Annotated in this window: 26 protein-coding genes; 10 read left to right on the top strand and 16 right to left on the bottom strand. The window is 66.6% G+C overall.

The window, feature by feature from the left end; genetic code table 11:
* Nucleotides 1-161: 161 nt before the first annotated feature.
* On the bottom strand, nucleotides 162-983 hold the full coding sequence (locus IT293_06010) for a uracil-DNA glycosylase (GenBank protein MCC6764201.1): 822 nt from the start codon (nucleotides 981-983) through the stop codon (nucleotides 162-164).
* 56 nt (nucleotides 984-1,039) lie between these two features.
* Here IT293_06010 and IT293_06005 point away from each other — a divergent pair, with 56 nt between their 5' ends.
* Entirely contained in the window at nucleotides 1,040-1,930 is an 891-nt protein-coding gene (locus IT293_06005; GenBank protein ID MCC6764200.1) for a zinc dependent phospholipase C family protein, read from the top strand.
* 13 nt (nucleotides 1,931-1,943) lie between these two features.
* Here IT293_06005 and coaBC read toward each other — a convergent pair whose 3' ends face one another.
* The 7 genes from coaBC to IT293_05970 all read right to left on the bottom strand — a co-directional run bounded on the left by coaBC (nucleotide 1,944) and on the right by IT293_05970 (nucleotide 7,824).
* Nucleotides 1,944-3,185 (bottom strand): bifunctional phosphopantothenoylcysteine decarboxylase/phosphopantothenate--cysteine ligase CoaBC, encoded by a 1,242-nt coding sequence (gene coaBC, locus IT293_06000; protein ID MCC6764199.1) that lies wholly within the window; start codon nucleotides 3,183-3,185, stop codon nucleotides 1,944-1,946.
* Complete coding sequence (locus tag IT293_05995; GenBank protein ID MCC6764198.1) at nucleotides 3,186-4,178, bottom strand: flippase-like domain-containing protein; 993 nt, start codon at nucleotides 4,176-4,178, stop codon at nucleotides 3,186-3,188. It abuts the gene before it with no gap.
* Nucleotides 4,175-4,336, bottom strand: a complete 162-nt coding sequence (locus IT293_05990) for a hypothetical protein (protein MCC6764197.1) — start codon at nucleotides 4,334-4,336, stop codon at nucleotides 4,175-4,177. Before IT293_05990 ends, IT293_05995 begins: the two co-directional genes overlap by 4 nt.
* A gap of 11 nt (nucleotides 4,337-4,347) precedes the next feature.
* Nucleotides 4,348-5,076, bottom strand: a complete 729-nt coding sequence (locus IT293_05985) for a CDP-alcohol phosphatidyltransferase family protein (protein ID MCC6764196.1) — start codon at nucleotides 5,074-5,076, stop codon at nucleotides 4,348-4,350.
* A gap of 18 nt (nucleotides 5,077-5,094) precedes the next feature.
* Nucleotides 5,095-6,198 (bottom strand): inositol-3-phosphate synthase, encoded by a 1,104-nt coding sequence (locus tag IT293_05980; GenBank protein ID MCC6764195.1) that lies wholly within the window; start codon nucleotides 6,196-6,198, stop codon nucleotides 5,095-5,097.
* Between the two features lie 146 nt (nucleotides 6,199-6,344).
* A complete protein-coding gene (locus IT293_05975; protein ID MCC6764194.1) occupies nucleotides 6,345-6,680 on the bottom strand; it encodes a YfhL family 4Fe-4S dicluster ferredoxin in 336 nt (111 codons plus the stop codon).
* A 76-nt stretch (nucleotides 6,681-6,756) separates the two neighbouring features.
* Nucleotides 6,757-7,824 carry an Mrp/NBP35 family ATP-binding protein gene (locus IT293_05970; GenBank protein ID MCC6764193.1) on the bottom strand — a complete coding sequence of 356 codons (1,068 nt, stop codon included), beginning with the start codon at nucleotides 7,822-7,824 and terminating at the stop codon, nucleotides 6,757-6,759.
* Nucleotides 7,825-8,053: 229 nt separating this feature from the next.
* Here IT293_05970 and IT293_05965 point away from each other — a divergent pair, with 229 nt between their 5' ends.
* The 4 genes from IT293_05965 (at nucleotide 8,054) to IT293_05950 (ending at nucleotide 10,999) form a co-directional block, all read left to right on the top strand.
* Nucleotides 8,054-8,986 carry a polyprenyl synthetase family protein gene (locus IT293_05965; GenBank protein MCC6764192.1) on the top strand — a complete coding sequence of 311 codons (933 nt, stop codon included), beginning with the start codon at nucleotides 8,054-8,056 and terminating at the stop codon, nucleotides 8,984-8,986.
* A gap of 71 nt (nucleotides 8,987-9,057) precedes the next feature.
* Complete coding sequence (gene moaA / locus IT293_05960; protein ID MCC6764191.1) at nucleotides 9,058-10,044, top strand: GTP 3',8-cyclase MoaA; 987 nt, start codon at nucleotides 9,058-9,060, stop codon at nucleotides 10,042-10,044.
* A 197-nt stretch (nucleotides 10,045-10,241) separates the two neighbouring features.
* Nucleotides 10,242-10,730, top strand: a complete 489-nt coding sequence (locus IT293_05955) for a hypothetical protein (protein MCC6764190.1) — start codon at nucleotides 10,242-10,244, stop codon at nucleotides 10,728-10,730.
* A gap of 113 nt (nucleotides 10,731-10,843) precedes the next feature.
* Nucleotides 10,844-10,999, top strand: coding sequence for a hypothetical protein (locus tag IT293_05950; protein MCC6764189.1), 156 nt, complete (start codon nucleotides 10,844-10,846; stop codon nucleotides 10,997-10,999).
* A 12-nt stretch (nucleotides 11,000-11,011) separates the two neighbouring features.
* Here IT293_05950 and IT293_05945 read toward each other — a convergent pair whose 3' ends face one another.
* The 3 genes from IT293_05945 to IT293_05935 form a co-directional block, all read right to left on the bottom strand.
* Nucleotides 11,012-11,626 carry a 3D domain-containing protein gene (locus IT293_05945; GenBank protein ID MCC6764188.1) on the bottom strand — a complete coding sequence of 205 codons (615 nt, stop codon included), beginning with the start codon at nucleotides 11,624-11,626 and terminating at the stop codon, nucleotides 11,012-11,014.
* A gap of 204 nt (nucleotides 11,627-11,830) precedes the next feature.
* Nucleotides 11,831-13,171 carry a hypothetical protein gene (locus tag IT293_05940; protein ID MCC6764187.1) on the bottom strand — a complete coding sequence of 447 codons (1,341 nt, stop codon included), beginning with the start codon at nucleotides 13,169-13,171 and terminating at the stop codon, nucleotides 11,831-11,833.
* Between the two features lie 29 nt (nucleotides 13,172-13,200).
* Nucleotides 13,201-13,989 (bottom strand): outer membrane lipoprotein-sorting protein, encoded by a 789-nt coding sequence (locus IT293_05935; protein MCC6764186.1) that lies wholly within the window; start codon nucleotides 13,987-13,989, stop codon nucleotides 13,201-13,203.
* A gap of 117 nt (nucleotides 13,990-14,106) precedes the next feature.
* Between IT293_05935 and IT293_05930 the strand changes: the two genes are divergently transcribed.
* The 4 genes from IT293_05930 to IT293_05915 all read left to right on the top strand — a co-directional run bounded on the left by IT293_05930 (nucleotide 14,107) and on the right by IT293_05915 (nucleotide 19,896).
* Nucleotides 14,107-15,543 (top strand): hypothetical protein, encoded by a 1,437-nt coding sequence (locus tag IT293_05930; protein MCC6764185.1) that lies wholly within the window; start codon nucleotides 14,107-14,109, stop codon nucleotides 15,541-15,543.
* Nucleotides 15,544-15,548: 5 nt separating this feature from the next.
* Nucleotides 15,549-17,045 (top strand): apolipoprotein N-acyltransferase, encoded by a 1,497-nt coding sequence (gene lnt / locus IT293_05925; protein ID MCC6764184.1) that lies wholly within the window; start codon nucleotides 15,549-15,551, stop codon nucleotides 17,043-17,045.
* A gap of 63 nt (nucleotides 17,046-17,108) precedes the next feature.
* Complete coding sequence (locus IT293_05920) at nucleotides 17,109-18,923, top strand: AAA family ATPase (protein MCC6764183.1); 1,815 nt, start codon at nucleotides 17,109-17,111, stop codon at nucleotides 18,921-18,923.
* Between the two features lie 46 nt (nucleotides 18,924-18,969).
* On the top strand, nucleotides 18,970-19,896 hold the full coding sequence (locus IT293_05915) for a hypothetical protein (protein MCC6764182.1): 927 nt from the start codon (nucleotides 18,970-18,972) through the stop codon (nucleotides 19,894-19,896).
* A gap of 14 nt (nucleotides 19,897-19,910) precedes the next feature.
* On the opposite strand, the gene IT293_05910 is transcribed toward IT293_05915, so the two are convergent.
* The 5 genes from IT293_05910 to IT293_05890 form a co-directional block, all read right to left on the bottom strand.
* Nucleotides 19,911-20,354: a PKD domain-containing protein gene (locus tag IT293_05910; protein MCC6764181.1), complete on the bottom strand. Its 444-nt coding sequence runs from the start codon at nucleotides 20,352-20,354 to the stop codon at nucleotides 19,911-19,913.
* Nucleotides 20,355-20,494: 140 nt separating this feature from the next.
* Nucleotides 20,495-21,271 carry a hypothetical protein gene (locus tag IT293_05905; protein MCC6764180.1) on the bottom strand — a complete coding sequence of 259 codons (777 nt, stop codon included), beginning with the start codon at nucleotides 21,269-21,271 and terminating at the stop codon, nucleotides 20,495-20,497.
* 156 nt (nucleotides 21,272-21,427) lie between these two features.
* On the bottom strand, nucleotides 21,428-22,426 hold the full coding sequence (gene hpnH / locus IT293_05900; GenBank protein ID MCC6764179.1) for an adenosyl-hopene transferase HpnH: 999 nt from the start codon (nucleotides 22,424-22,426) through the stop codon (nucleotides 21,428-21,430).
* Between the two features lie 113 nt (nucleotides 22,427-22,539).
* Nucleotides 22,540-23,271, bottom strand: a complete 732-nt coding sequence (locus IT293_05895) for a hypothetical protein (protein MCC6764178.1) — start codon at nucleotides 23,269-23,271, stop codon at nucleotides 22,540-22,542.
* Nucleotides 23,268-24,125: a carotenoid biosynthesis protein gene (locus IT293_05890; protein ID MCC6764177.1), complete on the bottom strand. Its 858-nt coding sequence runs from the start codon at nucleotides 24,123-24,125 to the stop codon at nucleotides 23,268-23,270. Before IT293_05890 ends, IT293_05895 begins: the two co-directional genes overlap by 4 nt.
* Before the next feature lie 84 nt (nucleotides 24,126-24,209).
* Here IT293_05890 and IT293_05885 point away from each other — a divergent pair, with 84 nt between their 5' ends.
* On the top strand, nucleotides 24,210-24,668 hold the full coding sequence (locus IT293_05885) for a D-tyrosyl-tRNA(Tyr) deacylase (protein ID MCC6764176.1): 459 nt from the start codon (nucleotides 24,210-24,212) through the stop codon (nucleotides 24,666-24,668).
* The last annotated feature ends 560 nt before the right edge of the window (nucleotides 24,669-25,228 follow it).

Below are 25,228 nucleotides of genomic sequence, written 5' to 3'. Positions count from 1 at the left end.
CGGCTCGCATCGCGGGTAGGCAAAGGTTGTTGGGCGATCAGCGCCGGATCGAGCGCATAGTCGAGGACGCCGAGATCCATGGGCGAACGGGCGGTGTAACTCGGAACCGCAGAGGCAGTCAACTCACCGGGACTGCACGGGATTCGGCTCGAGCCCAGAGGCTACCGCAGCCCGAGGAGCGCCATCACTTGCTGGATGTCACGCCAGACCAGGCGCTTGTCGGAGGGATTCCGGAGCAGGTACGCGGGGTGGAATGTCGGCATCAGCGGGATGCCCTGATAGCTCGCCCACACGCCGCGCAGTCGCGAGATTGGCGTTCGCGTCTTGAGGAGGCATTGTGCCGCGAAGCTACCGAGCGCCACGATCGCCTTCGGCCGGATCAGGTGCAACTGGTGTTTCAGGAACGGCTCGCACGCGGCGATCTCGTCTGGCTCGGGATTGCGATTCTTGGCTGGCCGGCACTTGATGATGTTCGCAATGTAGACGTCTTGGCGCCGGATCTTCATGCCCTTCACGATGATCTCCGTGAGAAGCTGTCCCGCGGGGCCGACGAAGGGCTCGCCGCTCATGTCTTCGTCGTGCCCCGGCGCTTCGCCGACGAACACCAGATCGGCGTCGGGATTGCCCACGCCGTAAACGACTTGCGTGCGGGTGCTCGCGAGCTTGCAGCGCTGGCAATCCCCGATGACCGTGCGGAGCGCGGCAAGCGTTCGACTCTCCCTGACGCCCGGATGCGTCAGGAAATCGACCGTATCCTCCGCGACCGCTGGGGCCGGCACCGCCCCGATGGGCGACGTGAGGCTCGGCACGGGCGGCGCGGTGTCCTCGGATACTCCCGACGGTGGGGTTTCTCGTATGCCCCCCTCCCGTGGCGGTGTCGCCGGACGCTCGGACGAGACCGCTTCGACGGCGGTCTCGCGCAGCCAGTCGACGTGCGCCCGCGCGCTCCGTATCAGCTCGAGGAGCTCAGATCGCTCGTCCAACGAGTCCTCAAGGTTGACGGTTGTGGGCGCCTGGCGCGGGGAGTACGCTTATCATCGTGATGGGACCGATGTCGTTCGTCGCTGCTGTGATGGTCCTGCTCGTCCCGCAGGAGGCGCAGGCTTGGGGGCCGGTCACCCACCTGGTGCACGGCGCGACCATGCTGGCGGGGATTAACACCCTGCCCTCCGCCCTTCAAGAAATCCTGCGCGCCTTTCCCGACGCATATCTGTACGGCTGCGTCGGGGCGGACATCGTCCAGGCGAAGAAGTTCGCGCGCGATCTCCGCTACCACTGCCATTCGTGGAACGTGGGATGGCAGGTACTGGAGAGCGCGGCGACGGGTTCGGAGCGTGCGTTCGCATACGGCTACCTGACTCATCTCGCCGCGGATACCTACTCGCACAACTACTACGTCCCTCTCCAGCTCATCGCGAGCTTCCGAGCTCGGGCTTTGAAACACGTTTATTGGGAAGCGCGATTCGACGCTTTGCAGCGGGAGGACGATTGGAAGCGCCTCCGCGACGTCGTCAGCCGGTTCTATCCGGATTGCGACGACCTGATGGAGCGCGTCGTGGAGCGCACCTTGTTCTCGTTTCGGACGAACAAGCGCATCTTCAACTCCGTCATGGCACTTCACCGCGTGGAGCAGTGGCGCAAGATGATGCATCGATTGGGGGCCCGGTCACGCTATCCGCTCCCGCCGGGCGATGTCGTCCGCTACGGCGATCTCTGCTCCCACGCCGCGCTCGACATGCTGACCAATGGCCGGAAGGCCGCGTGCGTCCGGCTCGATCCGACCGGACGCGAGCACCTGGAGCGCGCCGAACAGATCCGCAAGCGGCTGCGGTTGTTGCGAAAGAAGCGCCAGCTGACGCCGTCCTTGCAGGATTCCATTACGGCGAAGGTGGTGCCGGAGTTGAAGGCGCACGTCTGCGGGATGTGTTAGGTCCGGGGTCGCGTCAGCGGCGTCGGGGCTCGTGCCGCTTGGCTCCCGAGCTTTCCCGAACTCGGTGAAGATCGACGACGCGGTCCAGAATCGCCGCGGCGACGTCCTCCTTGCTCATCTTCGTCAGGCGCTCAACGCGACCACCGCGGTCCAGGATGGTGACGATGTTCGTGTCGACATCGAAGCCCGCGCCCTCAGCGGTCACGTCGTTGGCGATCATCAGATGGACACCTTTCGCCTGCAGCTTCCGGCGGGCATTGGCGACGAGGTCGCGTGTCTCGGCGGCGAACCCGACCAGCAAGCGGGGACCCGTGAGCGCTCCGAGCCTTGCGAGAATGTCGGGATTCGGGACCAGCCGGAGCTCGAGATCCGCGCGGCCGCGCTTGATCTTGTGACGCGAGGAATCGGCCGGTCGGAAATCGCCGACCGCCGCCGCCATGATCACGACGTCGGCTGTCGCGGCTTCGCTCAGGACGGCCTGCTCCATCTCGCGTGCGCTCACGACAGGAACGGTGCGAACCCCGCGGAGCGGCTCCAGCGACGTCGGGCCGCTGATCAGCGTCACGTCCGCACCCCGACGACGAGCCAGACGCGCGAGGGCGTAGCCCATCTTTCCCGAGGAGCGATTCGCGATGTGTCGAACGGGATCGAGGGCCTCCCAGGTGGGACCCGCCGACACGACGACCCGTAGGCTCGCGAGATCTTTCGGGCCGACGATGGCCCGCACTTCCTCGACGATGGCGGCGGCGTCGGGGAGGCGGCCCGCACCACTGTAGCCGCACGCGAGGAAGCCGGCATCGGGCTCCAGAATCGCGTGCCCCGCCGCGCGGAGGTGAGCGAGGTTGGCACGCACGGTCGGATGTTCGTACATGTGCACGTTCATCGAGGGACAAACGAGCAGCGGAGCGCGCGTGGCGAGAGCGACGGTGCTGAGGAGGTCGTCGGCGAGCCCGTGTGCGAGCTTGGCGATTACGTTCGCCGTCGCCGGCGTGATCACGAGCGCGTCGGCCTCATCGGCGAGGCGGATGTGTCCGATCTCGGACTCTTCCGTCAGATCGAAAAGCCCCCGCGCCACGGGTTGACCCGAGACCGTCTGAAGCGCGAGCGCAGTCACGAAGTGCTCCGCGGACTGCGTGAGGATCACGCGAACGCGCGCGCCGGCGGTGACGAGTGCGCGCACTACGTCGGGCGTCTTGTAGGCCGCGATGCCGCCCGTCACGCCGAGCACGATCGTTTTGTTCGTGAGGCTCACCAGTCAGGGTGGGGGCTCTTCAGCGGCCCGCACATCGCCGAACCTTATGTTCTCACGCAAGAGAAAGACAACCCCCAAGATCACCTGCGTGAGCCACTGCGCGGCCCATACGACGAACGCGTAGGGGATGGCATCCGCCCGGCTGATGCCGAACAGGCCGAGCGCGACGATGCACCCGGCTTGAAACGTGCCGATGAAGCCCGGAGCCGACGGCGCGGATACGGCACCCGCCACGACAGTCACCAGAGCGAGCGCGCCGCTGACGAGCGGTACCTCGAGGCCGCAGGCGAGAAACCCGATTCCGAACACGGAGGCGATGACGATCCAGAGGAACACGGAATAGCCGAGGATCCAGAGGAGCGCGGCTCCCGTGCCGATTCCCTGCAAGCCGCCGATGAAGCTTTGCAGGGCGGCCTCGGCGCGCTCGCGGATGCCCGGCGGCATGCGAGCGAGGATGCATCGTAAGAACGCGAGGGCGAGCGGGTGCCGCCGTTGGAGAGAAGCGACCATGGCGATCGCGAAGAGCGCGAACAGGAGGAAGACGATGCCGCTCTGGCGGATCGTGTCCGAAACGGGCATCAGCCACATCACGAGGCCGAGAAAAACGAGAATCGTCAGCATGTCGAGCAAGCGCTCGAGCAGCACCGAGGCGAGGACGCTGCTCACCGGAACGTTCATCCGGTTGGCGAGCAGAACCGGGCGAATGACCTCACCTACACGGAGCGGCAGCACCATGTTGCAGAGGAAGCCGACCGATGTGGCCGAGAAAAGTGGCAGAAACGGGATCGTGCCGACGGGGCGCAGCAACAAGCGCCAACGCTGACAGCGCACGACGATGCTGTAGGCGCTGATCAGGGCGATGGGGACCACGTACGCGTACTGGACTCGCGCGAACGCCGCGACGACGTTGCCCCATTCGTCGCGCGGTGGCATCGCGAGATACAGGGCGACGATGGAGATGGCGATCCCGAGGAGCGTGCGCGTGGTGCGGTTCACGACGGCTCTCCGGACCGTCGGGGGCCCACGAGCATCAGTGCGCCGACACCTATGAATGTGCCGCCGCGCCACCACCAATCCGCGTCGAGGACGAGGCCCGCGCCCAGCACGGTGAGAAATACGCCGAGGATGCCGCTCGCGGGCGCGATCCAGGACACGTCGGATTCCGTCATGCGAGCCGCTGCCACGTCCCGTGGATGCGCTGCGCCGCCGTGACGTTGGCGAGTACCGCGAGGAGACCGATACCGGCTGTCAGGAGACTGTGACCTCCCGCCGGATCGCAAGTGAAGTGCCGCACGAGCGAGTCGACCATCGAGGCTCCTCCCAAAATGACGTATCGCTCCGGACGTTGCAGCAGTCCCTCGCGGCATTCCACCCCGAGGCTCTCAGCGCGGGCCCGTACGTAGCTCACGAGAAATCCTCCAACCCACGCCGACAGTACCAGCCACAACATCCATTCCTTCCGGTAGAGCGCCACGAGGCCCGCGAAGACGATCGCCTCGCCGTAACGGTCCACCATCGAGTCGATGAATGCCCCGTGCGATCCGTTGCGCCCGTCGCGCCGCGCCATCTCTCCGTCGAGAACGTCGAGTGTGCCCGATGCGATCAGCAGCCAGCCGGCCGTGAACAGCCAACCTCGAGCGTAGGCCAGGGCGCATCCCAGGCTCGGTACGAGTTGAAGGAGGGTCACCCCGTTCGCGGTCAGTCCTCCGGCCAGCGCGACATCGGCGAGTGGCCTGGTGCGATTCCGGAACCAACGCCGAAGCTCAATGCCGAGAAGCCCCGATTGCGGCCAGGCGTCGCTCGTCGCCGACGCACGGAGAACCGGCACGACCTCCCGAACGATGACGATCGCCAGGAATCCGGAGACGCCCGCGGCGAGCCAGGGATGGCACATGACCGCGGCGAGAACCTCTCAGTGCTCGATGTCTCCGCTGATGAACTTCTCGACCAGATCGCGCGCGAGATCGTCGGTGATCTGGGTCGGGGGGTGCTTCATCAGGTACGCGGAAACACTGCGCAAAGGACCGCCCACCTTGCGGTCTCGGGCGAGGCGGCAGCAGCGAATGGCGTCGATCGCCACGCCGGCCGAGTTCGGGCTGTCCTGCACGGAGAGGCGCAACTCCAATTCCATGGGGATGTTGCCGAACGCACGGCCCTCCATGCGGAGGAAGCAGACCTTGTTGTCTCCCTGCCACGGTACGTAGTCGCTGGGGCCGATGTGGACGTCCTTGGCGGGCAAGCGCTGCGGCATCACCGCCTGGACCGCCTCCGTCTTGGAAACCTTCTTCGATCCCAAGCGAGTACGGTTCAGCATGTTCAGGAAGTCGGTGTTGCCGCCGGTGTTGAGTTGGTAGGTGCGGTCGAGCTTGATGCCGCGGTCCGCGAAGAGCTTCGCGAGCGTCCGATGGACGATGGTCGCGCCGACCTGCGACTTGATGTCGTCGCCGACGGCCGGAATGCCTCGGGCCGTGAAGCGCTCGCCCCAGGTCGGATCCGATACGAGAAAGACCGGCATGCAGTTGATCAGGCTGGTGCCGGTTTCGAGGCATGCGTTGGCGTAGTGCTCGGCGGCCTGCTGGCTGCCGACCGGAAGATAGCTGATCAGGACTTCGGTGCCGGTCGCTTTCAGGACCTTGGCGACGTCGACGACCGAGGCGTCCGACGGCAGAAACGTCTCATCGTCGGGATAATCGGCCATGTGCTCCGAGACCCCGTCGAGTATCGGCCCCATGCCGACCGTGACGCCGGAATCGGGGAGATCCCGCCAGATGTCGACCGCCTTGTTCGGCTTCGCGAAGATCGCATGGTGCAGGGGCTGCCCGACCTTGCGGCGATCGATGTCGAAGGCACACGAGATTTCGAGATCGTGCGGCAGATACCCGCCGAGGTCGTAGTGCATCAGACCCGGGTGTTCGGCGCCCGGATCGGCGGCGGCGCGGCGGTAGTACTCCACGCCTTGCACGAGACTGCTCGCGCAGTTGCCAACACCGACGATACCTACTCGAATCTTAGTCATAGCCGCAGTCCCCTGTTCCTCGCTCGAATGGCGCAACATGACGAAAAAGCGAGAAAATCGCGGCTGGTATAACGAAGGGGGTATGGCTTGTAAAGGGATCCGGGAGCGCTTTCGACCGGCCGCGACGCACCGGCACCCGCATGCGCCTACTTCTTACGAAAACGTGACGGGCATCCCACGTCGAAGGTCTGATCGGGATGGATCACGCGCGCCTTCACGATGAGCTGCTCCTCGGTTTCGGGATCGTCGGGATTCGGAACGCAGCAATCAACGGGGCACACCGCGGCGCATTGCTCCTGATCGAAGAAGCCCACGCACTCGGTGCACTTCTCGGGAACGATGTAGTAAATGTCGGCTGCGATCGCGGGATGTTTTTCGCCGTTGTTTTCCCACGGGGCGCCGCCTTCGTAGATCGCCGTATTGGGGCACTCGGGCTCGCAAGCGCCGCAGTTGATGCATTCTTCCGTGATCTTCGTGGACATCGAGATAACCTCCAAGGGACGACTGAACGCAGCCGCTACCGGTAACACGTCGGCAGGGAAGCGTAAAGTCGTGAACTCAGAGCGGTTCGTCGTGAACTAGTCGGAGCGCCGTCGCGATGCGTCCGGCGAGCTCGCGAAAAGTCATCGCGACCGGATGGTCCGGCTGCGCGACGACGAGGGGTGTGCCGCGATCCATGGCGGCCCGCAACTCGGTGACCAACGCAAGACGACCGAGCAATGGCACTCCGAGAGATTCGGCCTCTCGCACTCCGCCCTCCGTCGCAAAAATTGGATCGTGCTCGTTGCAGTGCGGGCAGACGTATCCGCTCATGTTCTCGACGATCCCCAGGACCGGAGTCTGGACCGTCGCGAACATGCTGATGCCACGCCGGACGTCCTGCAGCGCGACGTCCTGGGGCGTTGTCACGATGACGCCGCCTGCGATCGGCACTTCCTGCAGGAGGGTGAGCTGCGCGTCGCCGGTGCCGGGCGGCAGGTCGACGACCAGCACGTCGAGATCGCCCCACAGGACATCCTTCAAGAACTGCCGGACGATGCTCATGACCATCGGCCCGCGCCAGATGACGGGCGAGCGATCGTCGACGAAGAATCCCATCGACACGATCGCGATGCCGTTGCGTCGGATGGGAACGATCTTCTTGCCCTCGACCATCTGCGGTCGCGCGTCGGTCGTTCCGGTCATGAGGGGCGCACTCGGCCCGTGGACGTCCGCGTCGAGTAGCCCGACGCGCAGCCCGCGTCCCGACAGCGCGAGCGCAAGGTTCACCGCCACCGTCGACTTTCCGACCCCGCCCTTGCCGCTTGCGACGGCCACGATGTGCGCGACGCCCGGGAGGGGCTCGAGCGCTCGCGGGCCTTGGGGCTGTTCGCGGATCGCCTCGGCGGATGTCGCGGGTATGATCGTGACTTCCGCGACTCCGACGATCCGGCGCAGCTCGGTCGCGATCGCGTCGTGGAGCGCTTCCACGACCGCGCGCTTTCGCGAGGGAGCATCGAGCGTCACGGTCACGTGGCCGTCGCGGAGCGAGACGTCGCGCACGACTCCCAGCGATACGATGTCGTGCGAGAAGCCGGGGTGGATCACGCGGCTCAATGCCGTGCGTACGTCGTCGAGCGAGGCCACGAGCGAAGCATCGGAGCGTACTGGCGGTTCCGCCTCATTGCAACGTACGCGCCACGACGACCCATCGCCTCGGGGACGCTCGACATCGCCTTGACAAGACGGGAGCTTTGCCGTTAGCTGACCGCCGCTCGGCGCTGGCGCCGCGGTCAGGAAGGAAGCGCGAGTGAATCCGTCAAACGATGCTCCCGGGCGGCGCGTCCACGGGTCGCGTGGGTCCGTTGATCTGGGCTTGATCGCCGAAGACCTCGCGCGCGTCGAACAGAAGATGGAGCAGCTCATGGCTTCGCGCGAGCCGCTGCTCTCGGAAGTCGCCCTGCACTTGATCCAGGGGGGCGGAAAGCGGGTGCGGCCTGCAGTCGCCCTGCTCGTCTTCAAGGCGTGCGGCGGACGCGACGTTACCGACATGATCGACGTGGCGATCGCCCTCGAACTCATCCATTCGGCGACACTGTTGCACGACGACATCATCGACGGTGGCGAGACGCGCCGCGGCCGCCCCTCCGCCTTCCTCCGATACGGTCTCGCCAACACCCTCGTGACGGGCGATTTTCTCTTCAGCAAGGCCTTCGAGCTCTGCGGTCGTTTCGAGGAGCGCATCGTACGTTGGGCGGCCGATGCCTGTATCAGTCTCACCGAGGGTGAGGTGATGCAGGGTCGCTTCCGACGCAATCCGTCGACCACGATGGACGACTATCTCGAGATCATTGCCCGCAAGACCGCGTCTCTCTTCTCGCAGGGTGCGCGCGTGGCTGCGCATCTCGCGCGCGTCGACGAGCGCGGCGCGGACGCGATGGGTCTGTGCGGCTTCAACATCGGAATGGCATTCCAGATCATCGACGATCTCCTCGACGTCGAAGGCGATGCGCGGACGGGGAAGCCGGTGGGGATCGACCTGCGTGACGGCAATCCGTCGTTGCCGCTCGTGCTGGCTGCCGCACGGGACGCGGAGGTCCGACGAGTATTCACGACCCCCGAGTGCTCCGACACGGACGTCGACGCGGCCCTCAAGCGCGTGCGCGATCTCGGAGTCCTGATCGAGGTCCGCCGACTCGCGGAGGACTATACGGTCCGGGCGCGTGCCCTGCTCGAAGAGCTGCCCTATTCGTCCTATCGACAAGCGCTCGCGGACATCATCACCGAGGTCGAAGAGCGCAGGCTCTGACGCGATCGATCTCCCTCCGGCGAGCGTCACAACCTTGACAGATCGAAGCGCCGACGAAACAATCCGCGACGTTGCCACGTGATCGATTCCATCGCCAGATCGACTACCTACGTATTTCTCTGGTCGATCACTGCAATCTCCGCTGCGTGTATTGCATGCCCATGGACGCGCGGCGATCGGCCTCCGGCTCCCCGTGGTTGACCGCGAGCGAGATCGAGACCGTCGCACGGGCCGCCGTCGGAGTCGGGTTCCGCAAGTTCCGTCTCACGGGGGGCGAGCCGACGTTGCGCGCGGATCTCGTGGAGATCGTGGAGCGCATCGCGCGCATCGACGGAGTCCGGGATCTCGCGCTCACGACCAACGGCGTCCTCTTGCCGCGGGTGGCGCCGGCGCTCGCACGGGCGGGCTTGCGCCGCGTCAATGTGCATCTCGATACCCTCGACCGGGAGCGTCTCGCCAAGATCATGCGTCTCGGTACGCTCGAGGAGATCTGGGCAGGAATCGAGGCGGCAGAGCGCGCGGGACTCCTGCCAATCAAGTTGAACGCCGTCGTGACGCGGGGGTTCAACGACGAGGACGTCGTGAGCCTCGCAGCCTTGACGCGGGACCGGGCGTGGCACGTGCGATTCATCGAGTTGATGCCGCTCGGGGGCGGTGAGCCCGCGGAGGTGTCACGATCGGGCTTCGTGCCGAGCGCCGAGACGGAGGCGAGGATCGTAGCGGAGCTCGGTCCGTTGATCGCGCTCGAATCTGAGGATCCCTCCGACGAATCGCGCAACACGCGGCTCGCGGGCGCGCTCGGCACGATCGGATTCATCAGTCCCGTCAGTCGACCGTACTGCGGGACCTGCAATCGCATGCGCTTGACGGCGGAGGGCAAGTTCCACCTCTGCCTGTTGAACGACGACGAGCTCGACGTGCGACGTGCGCTCGCGCAGGGCGGCGTGTCCGCGGTGGCGGACGTGCTGCTGCGAGCCGTCGGCGCGAAGCCAACGGGACACCGACTGCATGAGAACGAAACCGTTGCGCGCCGCGAGATGTTCCAGCTCGGCGGCTGAACGAGAGGAGCATGAGGACTTCCGCCACCACCATTGCCGATGCTCGATCCATCTTCGGCCCGTTTCTCTTGAGCCCCGAGGACGTTGCGCGAGTGCTTTCGGCCCCAGCTTCGACCGCAGCTGATGCCACCGCCGTACCGTACGATCGCGCGAGCCTGGAGGCCGCGCGGGCGCGCGGTGACATCCTGGTATACCGGATGGATACGGACGGGACGCATCCGCTCACGGTCGTGCGCCTGCTCGAGCGCTTCCCGGAGACGGTGCACCCGCAGCTGCTGAAGGGCGTCGGATACCAGTTGAAGGACGAGTGGACGGTGTCAGGCGAGCCGTTCGCTGGGGCGGAGACGTGCCGCTCGGGCTGGCACATGGTGCGCGGCGCGCCGCTCCCTTCGACGTACAATTGCAACTACGATCAGCAGGAAGCTGCGCTCGAGCGTCATGCCGCGGCGCTCGGGCTCGCGGGTCGTCTCACGCGGCGGAGCGCCACCGAGATCGTGTACGACACGATCTTGCTGCGGCGCGCGCACGGTACGCGGCTCCTGGAGCGTGCCTGGGATTGGTCGCGAACACCCACCCAGGACGGCGGCTTCGCCACCGTCGGCGAGTTCGGAGATGACGGTCTCAGGATGGTGGGGTATTCGCGGGCGGTTCGTTTCGGGACCCTCGGTGTATGCCCTCAACAATGACGAGGAACGGGACGCCTTCTATGCATTTCGTCACGAGCAAGCGCGCGGGATACGTGTTGTTCTGTATGACGCCGAGCGGACGAGCGGCGATTGGCCTGACGGAGGATCGTCGAGTGGATCTCTTCGAGCGCGCTGAAGATGGGTCGTGGCGCACGCTACGCGAGTGGCGCTCGGGGACGCTCACGCACACTGAGCTGATGTTGGCGCTCGGAGAGCACGAAGAGCCCGAAGATCCCCGGCGGCTCCTCGACTTCGTGCCGACCGCCTAGACGGCGGGCGATTCAGCTCCGTCCAGCGGACAGGCGTCGCGCGAGTCGCGACTTCGGCGTCTCGACGAGGCTCACGCGGCCGCGACGTACTCCGAAGTCGAAGGCTTGCGGCACGGTCCCGAGATAGACGTCGATGTGGTTCCCTTTCACGCCGCCCCCGACGTCTTCCGCCACGCGTTCGCCCACCCCTTCGATGTAGATGCGCGAGCCGAGGGGGATCACCGCGGGATCCACGGCGACCGTACGGCCGGCGCGGGCCGTGGTCCCCGTCGCCGTGATGGGCAGCGCCTGCCCGAGCTGCGGTCCCGAGTAGGCCGTCAGCTTGAAGCGCCCGAGAGGAGGCTCGGGAAGGTCCGCGGGGATGACGTGTGCTGTCGCATGGACGGCGTCGTGCGCCGAGACCGCTCCGGAGCCATGGAGCCGCCCTACGAGGTCGCTCGGTCCGATCCGGAGGGTCCCGGGTCGCGGGAATCGAGCTGAACCCACCTGTGGCGGGATCGATGCTTCCGCCACCGAGACCGCATGTTCCGCGTCTCCGGAAACAAGAAAAACTGAGGTGTTGAGGCCGACGGCTCCGATTACGAGCGCTGCGGCACAGAGGGCGAGCCTCATGGTGCTGGTGTTCATGAGTCTCCTCCTTTGGGTCGAGTTTGGGCTCGAATCGGGGAAGGCGAGCCGCCGAGAGGCCTGGGGTAACCATCGCAGGACGGGCGTGTCAAATCTCGAATCGTGCACCCTTGCGAGGATTGGACGGTTTCAGCGGGTAAGCACCCAGGCCGGCAGTCGTTGTAAAGTTGACAATCGACACCGCAGCCGAGCGGTCGGAGCCTGCTAGAAGCTGTACAGCAGTTCGACGAACGCCCCGCTGTTGTCCTTGATGCGGCCGAAGAACGAGACCCTCGGACCTCCGAACACCTCACCGCCCACCGTCACCCGCCAGCCATCGGTCAGATCGTAGGCGACGCGCGGCCGCAGGAAGAAGTCGTTGCGCTCGAAGTAGTGGACGCCGAGCAGCTCGCAATTGAGGGTGTCGTTCCAGAACGTCTTGCCCAGCCGTAGCGACCAGCCGTTCTGGACCGTGTCGAGTTGCTGATTGATCACGAAGGTCTCGCGTGCGGTGAGAAAGCGGGCCCGCCCCTCGATCGGATCGGGATCGTCGAGCGCGCGTTCTGGATCGACGCGCGCGATGACCCACCGACCGAGGTACTGGAGGATGACGCTGACGTCGCCCGGCAGCGTGTGCTCCACGCCGAGCACGTAGAAGAGCGAGGGGGTCACGCCGTCGACGCGTCGGCCGTTGGGGTTGTCGGTGTGGTAGTAGGCCACCTCGCCCCGGAAGCCGAAGCGGCCCCGGGCGGTCGCGGCGTCCGCACCGATCATGTGCTGACGGGCATTCCGGAGGTCCACGTTTGCGTGGACCACATCGGTCTCGGCGTTCTCTTCCAGCGAGACGAGGCGGACTTCGGGCAGGAGGTTGTATCCGTAGGCGTAGGAGATGGACGCGTCGACGTCGGCGCCGCTGCGGTCGATCTTCATGCCGGCGATGCCGTTCTCGAGCCTGATCGCCGGGGGAGTCGTGTCGACGCGTACGCCCGGCGGCGGGTCCGAGAGCGGGACGAGGCTCGTGCTCGTGAGGGGCAGCCACACCCCCGTCAGCCGGATGCCCCGCCCCGCGAAGTAGTCGATCTTGAGCGCGGTCGTCCCGAACCGATACGCGCTCATGCCCTCCGGAAGAAGCAGGAGATAGTTCTTGGGGGACAGGACGTCGGTCGGGTTGATCTCGTCCGCCCGTCCCCAGACGATGATCTGCTTCCCGATCGTGACGTCCCAGGCGCCGCGCTCGATCTCGACGTATGCTTCGCGGAGCTCGGACGTCACCTCGTCGGAGTAGCGAAGGTCACGGGCGGAGCCATGTGGGGCGTCCTCGTCCTCGTGCCCGACCTGCTGCGCGAGAATGCGGGACTCGGCGAACCAGCGAATGCCGCCATCGGCGCGGCCGCGCTGCTTTACCGTCAGGTTCAGTCCCGGGAAGTTCTCACGATCGTCGATGCCGTGGTTGGAGCTGTAGTAGGCGAATCCGACCGATCCCGAGAGGCCGAGGGCATCGAGCGACGTCGGACCGGCGAGCGTGGTCGTTGGCGCCCGGAACAGCCCGAGCAACGCGCCGAGCAACGAGACGCCGATGCGGTGTCGTCTCGACGTCAGAGCTCCTTGTCGAGGTAGCGCTCGCTGAACTCCTCGTCCCGTAATCCGACGCCGACCTCGAGCTTGGTGAAGACCAAATCCGTGCGATGTCCGGTCTGTCGATTGTGCATCGTCAGGTGAAACGCCTGCCATTTGGCATTTTTCGGATCGATCTCACGTACGTCGCTTGCCTCGAACTCCTTCAATAGGGCGCCAGCAGTGTCCCAGTACGCGGCTTTGACGGTGACGTAGTTGTCGGTGCGGACCCAGAGCTTGCGCTTGGCGTATCCGCTCGTGTCGCGGATGGCGTCGGATCGCGGCGTAGCCTCGAGGACGTAGGTCTCGGCGCCAGCGACGCTTTCGCGGCCCGCGAGCCGATACGCCCACCCCTCGACTCGGTGCCCGATGATGTCGCCGTACGAAAAATCGGTGCCGACGAAGCTATCCTTCTTGTTGTTGGCGACCAGCCGCCGCACTTTGCGGAGCGCCGGTAGGTAGATCCAGATGTCGTCGTCCCCGGCGGCGTGCTCCACCAGGAGGGTGGCGGTGCCCTTCACCTCCGCGGGTGCCGTGAAGCGGATGAGGCGTTGGCGGTCGATCCCGTTCGGCAGGAGCTTCGAGAGAGTGATCGTCGACCGCTCTCGTCGGGCGCCACTCTGGCTCAGCAGCGCCATGGTGATCTCGGCGCGACTATCGACGACTTTGTCGACGTCGAAGGTGCGCCGCGCGATGTCGGTCGGCTCGGGCTCCGCGGCGGCGGACCCCGCCATGGCGAGACACAGCATGACGGCCCACGCGCGCGCCACCGACTCCATCCCCAGCGCGGCAATAGCGCAATTGACGAAGAGCTGCCAACCCCGCGCCGTTGTGGACGACGATCGGTGAATGCGGTACACGCACGCGGCACGGAAACGGGAGGTTGCATGGTGCGCACGTTGACGTTGGGGACGATGCTGCTGGGCCGATGCGTGGCGCCGGCCGCGCTGGTGGTGGCGATGCTCCTCGTGTCGGCGTGCGCGGGCGGCGGCAAGGATCGCGATTTCACGTTGCCGGCCGGCGCGGAGCTTGACGGCGTTCGCTCCGACAAGGTTCTGGTCGTCGTCGAGGCACGAAACGAATGCGAGCACGACGGGCTTTGCGTTCCTGCGCCGAACGGGCCGTGTCACCTCGGGGACGGCAATACGCGTGGCCTCGCCGTCTATCGGCTCGGTGTGAGCGGCGTCCTGCTCGGCAACTCACCGAGCGGCGCGACGCCGGAGCAGCGCATCGCGACCGACGACAACCCCCGGCGTGTCGTCGTGCATCCGACCGATCCTTCGCTTCTCTACGTCGCGACGGAGGACCGCGTACAGGTCGTGCGTTTGCGCGTCGGCGGCGGCAGCGCGTGCATCGCGGAGGGCAAGAGCGATCAGGAGGTCGTGTCCGACGCCGACGAGAGCGATCCGGTCGACATGGTCATCGATCCGAGCATCGACAATGGGATTCTCTACGTGGCGAGCCGCGGGGGAAATCGCATCGACGCATACCCGATCGCCGATGACGGGACGATTCCTCCGCTGCCTTCGAGCTGCATCGTCGGAGGCGGCGACTCGGATTTCGCGGCGCTCGCCCCTCTGGGTGACGGGTTCTTCGCGGCTGCGGGAGCCGTGGAGATCGAAATCCATCCCCGGGTGCAGGGCCAGTTCCTGCCCGAGCCTGATCCGCAGGCGACCGTAACCCCCACGCCCGCGCCGACGGTCTCGCCGACGCCGGGCCCCGGCGAAACGCCGGGTCCGGCCGTGCCCTCCCCCGAGACGACGACGTGTCTCGACGCACGGCTCGTGAGCACGCCCATCTCCGTCATCGGCGCCGCTCTCGTCACCCAGTTGCTCTTCGATACGTCGGTGAGCGCGCCCTTGGGCGAGCTGTTCGTGGCCGAAGAGGTGAGCGAGCGTCTCTTCACGTTCCCCGTGAACGCGGACGGCGTCATAAGCGACAGCGACAGCAGCAGCACCAAGCGCGCGGGCGTCTATCAGCGCATGCTCCGACATCGGCACGGGACGGCGGAGGTGCTCTACTCGAGCGTCTACAACGAGGGCCGAGTCGACGCGTTCCTCCTGGAGCATGGCCTGCTGCCGAGCAAAACCTTCAGTCGGACCGCGGAGGATCCGAAGTCCCTGCCGGTCGGCATGGTGGTCGATCCGACCGGGTCGATCCTCTACGTAGCCCAGGGAGGATTCGATCGCGTCGACGGCTTCCGGATCCGATCGGATGGAGGCCTCCCGGACGAGCCGGCGACGAGCACGGCACCGCCGACCAGCGCATCGGGCGGCTCGTTGACGACGTTTCCGGACGACGTCGTGATCGTGACGCTGCCGTAGGATCCATGAACGGTCCCGGCCGCGGGGTACGCGGGTGGGAGTGGCTCGGAGCGCTTGGCGGCGGTCTCGCGCTCGGCTGGAGCTTCGTCGACTACGGGGCGTGGTGGATCCCGTGGGTCGCGGTGGTTCCATGGATCGCGATCGCGGAGACCGGGCCAGCAAGACGCGCCTTTCGACTCGGATGGTTCGGTGGAGCCGCCGGCATCGCCTGCGCCTTCGTGTGGTTGATCCACGCCTTCCAGGTGTTCGGGGGTTTCGCGCTGCCCACGGCGCTCGCGCTGTTCGTTCCGCCCGTCGCGTGGATGGGCTTGCAGGTCGGCGTCTTCATGGGGCTGCTCTCGTGGCTCGGTCCCCTCCCGCTCGGCCTCGCCGCACCGCTCACGTTTTCCGTCGTCGAGTTCCTTTTCCCGACGCTGTTTCCCTGGCGTATCGCTCACACCCAGTATCGTCTGGTGCCACTGCTCCAGAGCGGCGAGGTTGCGGGTCCGTACGTCCTCGGATTCGTGATCGTGTGGTGCAACGCCGGTCTGGTCCGGTTCCTTCGCGCTCGCGAGTTCGCGCCACTCGCGGCGGCCCTCGGGGCGCTCGTGGTGCTCGCGCTCGCGGGCGGCGCGCGCGTACACCACGTCGAGGCGTTGCGAGAGGCGGCCCCGGCGATTCGGGTCGGCATCGTTCAGGGAAACATCGGCGTCGAGCGCAAGGGGGACCGGGCGTACTTTCGGCGGAACCTCGACGAGTATCGGCGCTTGTCATGGGAGCTTGCCGACGACGCGGCGCTCCTCGTGTGGCCGGAAACGGTGGCGCAACGTCCCCTCCGCGTGGACGAGCGCCTGCCGGCTCCGGAGGATCATCCATTCGTGGATACTCCACGGCCGTTGATCTTCGGCGGGCTGGCGATCGCCGAAGGAATCGGCGGGCGGCGCCTCTACAACAGCGCGTTCCTGACCGAGCCGGGGGGTCCGATCATCGGACGCTACGACAAGCGGGTGCTCGTACCCTTCGGTGAGTACCTGCCGTTCGCGTCGCGCTTCCCCTGGCTTCGGCGCATGAGTCCCGCAACCGGTCACTTCACCTCCGGCGACGCTTCGACGATCCTTACGACGGGTGAGGTGCGGGTCGGACCCCTCATCTGCTACGAGGACGTGATTCCAGACCCCGCCCGGCAAGCGGTGGGACGCGGCGCCAACCTCCTCGTGAACCTCACGAACGACGCGTGGTACGGCGCGAGCGCGGAGCCGCTTCAGCACCAGGCGCTCGCGCTCTGGCGGGCCGTCGAGGTGCGGCGCGACTTCATTCGCGTGACGAATACGGGTCTCACCGCCGCGATTGCCGCGACCGGTGCCGTCGTGACGGAGCTTCCCACGTTCGTTGCGGAGGCGCGGAGCGTCGAGGTGCGGCTTCTCGAACAGCCGACCTTCTACGCCGCGAGGGGCGACGCCTTCGCGTGGTCGTTGGTGGCATGCTGGCTCGCTGTCGCGTGGCGACGATGGCTCGGCGCCTAGCCCGACGCCTCGAGACGTCAGCGGCTTGAAAATGTCGGGCGCGTATCCGAGGATCGCTCGCGAATGTACGAAGCTTTCTACGGCCTGAGCGAGCCCCCGTTTCGACTCACGCCCGACCCGCACTATCTGTACCTCAGCACGCACCATCGTGAGGCGCTCGGTCATCTGTTGTTCGGGATCCGCGAGGGGACGGGATTCATCGCCGTTACGGGGGACATCGGGACGGGGAAGACGACGCTGCTGCGTGCGCTCCTTCGGGATCTCGAAGCGAACACGATCGTCGGCTACATTTTCAATCCGGCGCTCTCGGATCTCGAGCTTCTGCAGACCATCAACAGCGAGTTCTCGATCCCCGCGTCATCCAGCAGTAAGAAGGAACTCGTCGACGAGCTCAACCCGTTCTTGGTGGCGCAGAAGCTCGCCGGGAAGCGCGTGGTCGTCATCGTCGACGAGGCGCAAAACCTTCCGCCCGCCACGCTCGAGCAGCTGCGGCTGCTGTCCAACCTCGAGACGGAGACGACGAAGCTCTTGCAGATCGTCCTGGTCGGCCAGCCCGAGCTGAAGCTGCTACTCGGGCGTCCCGAGCTCGCACAACTCAACCAACGCATCACGGTGCGGTGGCATTTGGAGCCCCTCGATCGGGCGGAGACGGCGCGCTACATCGCGCATCGCCTCCGGATCGCCGGGGGGCCATCGACGGCGGACATCTTCTCGCCTGGCGCGGTGCGCCTCGTCTATCGATATTCCGGCGGCGTGCCGCGGCTCATCAACATCGCCGCGCATCGCGCGCTGCTGGCCGGCTACACGCGGGAACAGCGCGTGATCAGCGCCGCGCTGATGCGACACGTTATCGCCGAGTTGCGCACCGACGACGCCGGGCCCGGCGCGCGGCGTCATCGGTCGTTGCGTGTGGCCCTTGCGGCCGGCGTCGCGCTGGCCGCTGGTCTGGGGGCGGCAGTGGCGCTGTTGCGGCCCGCGGGCGACATGTGGATGGCGGATGCCGTCGCGACGACGCCGACCGTGACGCCGACCGCCGCGCCCCCGCCGGCGACCTCGACTCCACTTCCCGCTCCTTCCGAGAGCGAGACCCCCGTGGCGTCTGCGACCCCAGCCATCGAGGTCACCCCCGAGCAGGGATCGGCGCCTGCGGCGATCCCGTCGGAGCCTACGAGTGAACCGGAGTCTCCGGCTGCCGAGGTCGAGACGGGAGCGGCCCCCGCGTCGGTGACCGACGGACCGATGGCCTTCTGGGCGGCCTTGGCAGCGGTCGATCATCACGCGACCGCGGTGGCGGCCACGACGAGCCTCCTCGCCGCGTGGGGGGTCGACCCGCTTCGTCCGGAGGAGCGCTCCGGCGCGCGGCTCGATCTGCAAGCGATCGCGACGCGCCGGGGTCTCCGGTATCTCCCGACCAGCGGGACCCTGTCGCGGCTCGCGATGATGAACCTGCCGGCGATCTTGGAGTTCTCGCTCCCGGACAGCGGGCAGCGTCGTTTCGCGTTGCTGGGTGGTGTAGCCGGTCCCAACGTCATCGTACGGTTCGGCGACATGGGGACGATGTTGAGCGCTCCGGACCTCGATCGCGTATGGCTCGGCGATGCGCACGTCTTCTGGCGGGACTTCGAAGGCTTTTCCTCGCGCCTGGTGCCTGGCAGTCGTGGACCGGAGGTTCGCCGGCTCCAGCAGCTCCTCGCGCGGGTGGGTGTCTATCCGGACGCGCCGTCTCTGACGTACGATGCCGGTACGAGTGAAGCCGTTGCCCGCTTCCAGCGTTCGCACCGCCTTGCCCCCGATGGTATCGTGGGTCCTTTGACCAAGATCGTTCTATACGGAGCGCTTGCCGACTATCGACACCCACGCCTGAGCGGGGGCACATGACTTCGAGGCCGATGAGACGACGATCCGGAACGAAGGATGATGCTCGATGAGCACGATCCTCGATGCGCTCCGGAAGGTCGAGCGCGATCGCGACCCGGCGGGTGAACCGACGCTCGAGGGACCGGCGGTCTCACCGGCGGTCCGCCGCCGGCGACCCTTCCCGATCGCCGCCATCCTGGGCTGTGCCGTGGTGGGGTTCGGCGGGGGCGCGCTACTCAGTTGGGTGACGAGCGAGCCGACAGTCGAGGTCGCTGCGTTGCCCATGCCGCCACCGGCCCCGGAGATCGTCGTGCCGCGCGCTCCCGGACGCGTCGAGCCACCTGCGCAGGAGCCGCCCGCGCCGGTCGCGGCAGAGCCTGCGAAAGCGGAAGCACCCAAGGTGGAGGTTGCGCCTGCACCGCCACCGGTCGCGGCTCAGCCGCCAACGGGAGTGCCGCCGTCGAGAACGCGTGACACGACTCCGCCCGCGGAGGTCGCCCGTCCGATACCACCGCCGTCGCAGCCCGCGGCATTGGCGGCCGCCGACAAAGGATCGGTACTCGAGCCCTCTCCTTTCGGGCCTGCGCGTGACGCCATTCGAGAGGCGGGCCCGGCCGTGAACCAGGCACCCGCGGAGATCCCACGCCAGGCGGCGCCTGCTGATCAGGAACTCGCGGCGCTGCCGCCGGTAATGGCGCCACCGGAGCCGCAAGTCGAGGAAGCACCGGAACCAGCGGCCGAGCCGGAAACCCCGGCTGAGGCTCTCTTCGATACGGGACGGTCACCTCCGGGCGCGCCGAAGGTCGCTCTCAGCTTCCTGCAGTGGTCGTCGGACCCTGCCCGTCGTTTCGCTTTTATCAGTATCGACGGTGCACCGACGCAGCGGGTGCACGAAGGTGAAGTGGCGGCCGGTCTCACCGTCGCGGCGATCACGCCGACGGGCGTTCAGTTCAAGCGCGAGGGTACGACGTTCGTGATCCGCCCGCGGCACTGAGGACCGGCGACTCCCTACTCCGCGGCGATCTCGATATCGACGTAGTCCGAATCCGAGTCGCCGCTCGCGTCGGAGACTTCGACCGACGCCCGGAAGGTCCCGGCTTTCTCGTACCGATGCTTCGGGTTCATCTCGCTGCTGGCGGGCGAGCCGTCGCCGAATTCCCACTTGATCTTGCGGTCGCCGACGCCGCCCGAGACGTCCGCCTTCAACTGCACTTCGAGCGGGGGCGCACCCTCGTCCGGCTCGGCCTCAGCCCACACCATCAAGATCTCGTCGCCTTCCTCGGCTTCGGCGGCGACTTCGGGCGGCGAAGGAGCCGTGGCTGCGACCGGAGCTTGCGCAGGCGACGCGACCGCCGGGCTGGGAGCCGCGACCGTCTTGTTCTCGCCAGGCGTACAAGAAGCCACGCTGAGCACCGCGAGTGCGCCGACACTCGTCCAGAACGAGAATCGCATGAATCCTCCTCGAAGCTTCGATCGAATGGGTTTGCCGGGTCGTGGAATCGTGACGGGCGCGGATTGTTCCCAAAGGCTTCCGGGGAGTCAAGACGGGTTCCGCGTCGAGCGTGCCGAAAAACTCGTGAGGCGACGAGGCGTTATTCGAGTCCGCCCGTCGGGCTGCCGGCATCCCCGGCAGCGTCCGACAGGTTCTGCACATCGGCCCGCGCCAGGCTCGCGAGGACGATCTGGACCACCGTCTCCATGAAGATGACGCCGATGTGGCTCGCGAGCGATTCGTCCCGACGCGGCAAGGTGCTCAGGACTACGTTCGTCGCGCCGTCGATGGTGCATGCCGGGGGGGGCGCCACGAGGTCCTGGGGCGAGGAGATCGTCGTAACACGCCGAGCATACGGGCCCAGGTCCTCCCGCAGCACCTCGGTCTCGCTCGCGTGGACGTCGAGCACGCGCTCGGCGAGCCGCTGGAGCGGACGCCATGGGGTTCCTCCGACGATGGGGCTCGCGACCGTGATCACCTGCTCGATCGCGTCCGGGCGCTGGACGAGGAGCGCGATGGCCTGGAGACCGCCGAGGGAGTGGCCGACGATGCGGATGGGCTTTCCTGCGTCCTCGGCGATGCGCGCGGCCCGTTCGCCGAGCGCTCTGACGTGCGGTTTGAAGGGTGCGGCGTTGAACACCTCGTCGTAGTGGACGAGAAATCCCTGTTGTCCGAGGAGCCGTCCGAACGGGGCGTAGTAGTACGGGTGGCTCAGGAATCCACCGAGCACCAGGACCGGAGGGGCGTCCCGACCCGCGGTCGGGCGATTCGGGGCCGAGGTCGGATCCTTTAGGGCATTGAGACAGATCCACGGCGAGCGTAGCGCTTCGCGGTAGATGACCTGGAGCGCGTCGGTGAGGGCCTGGGTGGCGAGCATGGTCCGCGTCTCCTGAAGCGGACAGCAACCCACATGCCGCCACGACGATGCTGCCTGGCGTCGTGTTTTCGCGCGGTTGGTGAAGGCATCGGCGCGCTCGAAGGTGGGTCGGCGTCACGAATCCGACGCCCGATGTCGCAGGCGTGTCCTTCGGTCTCAGCCGAGGAAATTCCACTTCGTCATCGTCCAAACGTCGCGACGGCTCTCGCCGAGCTTGCGGACGACCGACGCCTCGAATCCGCTGTGCATGAGACAGTCGCGGCAGCGATGATCCTGTCGAGTTTCCCAGTACGGCCAATCGACGCCGTTCCAGAAGGCGTCCCAGGTCTCGAAGTATTTCTCGCCGATCAGGTAGCAGGGGCCCTTCCATCCTTTCGGGGTCCGCGTGACGTTGCCCCAAGGGGTGCACGGGTAGTCGCGGAGCCCTGCGGCGAACTCGAGGAAGAGCGGCGTCGAGTAGAGGCGGTAGCGCCTGGAGAGCTCGATCACGCGTTTGAACTTCTCGTTGACCTCGTGGCGATAGAGAAAATGCTTCTCGGGAAGCACTTCGTAGTGGTACCCGGGCGAGAGGAGCATGCCGTCCACGCCGATGGAGTCGAGCAGTTCCAGCATCTCCTCGATCTCTTGCATCGCCGTTTCGCGATAGATCGTCGTATTGGTGCAGACCCGGTACCCGAGCGACTTTCCGAGCTTGAGCATCTCGATCGCCTTGTCGAACACACCTCCGCGATCGACGATCATGTCGTGGGTACGGGCCATTCCGTCGAGGTGCACGTTCACGGAGAGGCGTTCGTGCGGCGTGTTCTTCTTGAAGAAACGATCGAGGAGGAGGCCGTTGGTGCAGAGATAGATGTGGCGCTTGCGGTCGATGATGCCGGCGATGAGTTCGGTGAGCTCGGGGTAGATGGTCGGCTCGCCGCCGCAGATCGAGACCACCGGTGCGCCCGAGTCGTCGACTGCGCGCAGGCATTCTTCGAGGGAGAGCCGGTCGCTCAAGTCGCCATTGTACCTTTCGGGCGAGCATCCGAGGCAGGCGAGATTGCAGGTATGCAGCGGCTCCAGCATCAGCACGACCGGAAAGCGCTTGTTGCCCTTGAGCCAGTTCCTGGTCTGCCACTTCAGCATGTCGGTCGTGATGTGTGCGGGAAACCGCATCGAGACCCCCTCCCCCCGGTGGTGACCGTTGGTTCCAGACCGAGCGGTCAGGCGGCTGGACTATACGGGCGGTCGGGGGGGGCAGGCAAGCTGAGGCGCAGTGATCACCTTCGTCAGAGGGCGGTCAAGGCGGCCGCCACGGTCGTACGAAGGTTCCGCGCGGCGCACGGGATGTGGCGCGCCACGGCCCAGACCGAGGGCCAAGCGCGTGGACGGCCGAGGAGCGCGGCTCGGGCGCTCCAGCTCGAGTCGAGGTCGGCCGGCAACTCGGCCAACGAGACGTCGGCGGTGTCGAGGATGGTCCGGACGACGAGCAGATCGACTCCACGCTCGCACGCAACGGGAACCAGTCCCGCGGCTTCCATCTCCACGGCCACGGCACCGGTCCGACGGCTCGCGGCTCGCTTCTCTTCCGGGGAGGCGACGATCACGGAAGACGAGAGCATCGGACCGCGTAGGGTCGCGCCGAGATTCATCGTGGCCACGCGCGCGTCGATCCTTCGCCATGACGACGCGGGAACGTCGTAGCGCTGCAGGCTCGAAGGGCCCTCCCAGAGGACGGAGTTCGGCAGCGCGACGTCTCCCGGCTTCGCGTCCGCAACGAGCGCACCGGCGAAGCCGATGGACAGGACGGGACCATGCGGCGGCGAAACGGCTTCGAGGGCACGTCGGGCCCGCGCGGGACCGATCCCCGCCTGCACGAGCGTCACGGGGCGTCCGCGGGATTCCGCCTGCCAGATCCGCAGGCCGCGGACGTCGGCTCGACGGACGTGCCGGAGCGCCTCCAGCACCGCCCGCGTTTCCGTGCGAACCGCGGTCACCACGACCAGGGATTCGCGCGTCATGACGCGTAGCGTTCGCCGGGGCGCGGTTGGCCGCGTCGGTGTGCCTCCACCTCGACGTCGGTCGCCCGCCGGCGCGGATCGCGGACGTGCAGGACGAAGAGCACGATGATCGGCACGTACATCATCGTGCCGACCGTACCGAGCAGTCGCTCGCCGATCCAGAACGTCAGACCCAGATTGAAGAGGAGGATGCCGAGGTACACGAGCGGCTCGAGCCATGCGCTGTAACGGACGTGCCGCCTGCCGCGGCGATCGTGCCCCTGGCCGAAACGGAGCTCCCAGACCTGGAACGCCCTGATCGTGACCACGCCGACCAGGAACCAGCCGGCGAAATTGCTGAGCGGCACGCCAAAATAGACGCCCCCTTCGGGATAGTAGTACATGCGGCCCAAGAACCAGCGATCGCCGTGCACCGTGAGGGGATCGATGACGACGTCGAGCCACGTCATCAGCAGCGCGCCGGTGAGGCAGGCGCGCCAGGAGGTGGCGATCTCACGGGTCTCGAGTACCTGCGCATCGCCGCGTTCGAGCGAAACCGGTGCGTGGACGAGCACACCGAGACGCCATCCGAGATAGCAGAGAAAAGTGAACGACAAGGAATCCCAGAACGGGACGTTGCTGATCCAGAGCTCGCGGTCGCGCGTCACGTCGATGTAGTGGTACAGGCCGAACGGGAATCCGTTCCGTGTCGAGGAGAACTCCGCCGCGAACGCGACGACGTACGCGATCAACGAAAAGATCGCCGTGCGTCGCCATCCCAGGCGCTTGACGGCGACCACCAGGTACAGCGTGAAGAACACGAATACGTACGGCCGGAGGACGACCATGCCGAGAATGCGGGCGACGAAATCCATCGCTCAGTGCCGGGGGAGCATGGTGGGGGGACGCTCTCCTAGCTGGGGCGTGTCCGTCCGGCAAGCGACCTGCGGCGCGGCCCGATGCGCGTCGTGATCCAGCGCGTCCGTGAGGCGGAGGTGACCGTCGCCGGCGAGTCCGTCGGGCGTATCGGGACCGGTCTGCTGGTACTGGCGGGCCTCGGACGCGACGATGGCGAGTCCGACGTTGCGTGGATGGCGCGCAAGATCGTCGGGCTCCGTCTCTTCGACGATCCGTCCTCGTCGACGCAGCGGAGCGTGATCGAGGCGGATGGCGAGCTTCTCGCGATTTCGCAGTTCACGCTCCTCGCGGACTGTGGCAAAGGGCGCCGGCCATCCTATGATCGCGCGATGGCTGCCGGTGCGGCCGCCGCGTTGTTTGCGCGCTTCGTCGACGAGTTGCGCGCCCGGGTTCGCTCCGTCGCCAGCGGACGCTTCGGAGCGCACATGCATGTGCGTTTCGTGAACGACGGGCCGCTCACGCTCGTGGTCGATTCACCGGTGCCGGGGTCGAGTTGCTGACCGCGCGGGCGCGAGTTCGACTTGACACCCGCATGAGCGTGTCTGCATATGGATCGAAACTTTCGCTGCCGAACAACCCTACACGTTCTTGCCGGAGGCAGCTGGGTCGAGGAGGTGGCATGTCCGGCTTGTTTGTTCCACGGAGGTTTGTCGTCGCCGTCGTCGTGCTGGTCGTTACCCACGGAACGCTGGCGCACGCCGATGCGCAGAAGTGCAAAGCGGCGATCGTGAAGGCGGGAGCCGTATTCGTCCGGGCGAAGGCGAAAGCCCTCGTCAAGTGCGAAGAGGCGATGGTGAGGGGCAAGCTGCCGGCGGGAGACTGCCACGCCGACCCCAAGGTCGGTCCGGCAATAGCGAAGGCGGCGGCGAAGTTGGAATCGAGCATCGCCAAAGCCTGCGGCGGCAAGGACAAGATCTGCGGGACGGCCGACGACGATACGCTCGTCGAGATCGGCTGGAACGTCGGATCCTGCCCGAACTTCGAGGACGGATCCTGCAATGGCGCGATCGCCAATTGTGCCGACGTTGCAGCGTGCGTGACGTGCATCGGGGAAGCGGCG

The organism is Deltaproteobacteria bacterium, assembly GCA_020848745.1.
Lineage (GTDB): Bacteria > Desulfobacterota > Binatia > UTPRO1 > UTPRO1 > UTPRO1.
Note: the sequence above shows the minus strand (reverse complement) of the source record. Positions and strands in the feature narration are given on the sequence as shown.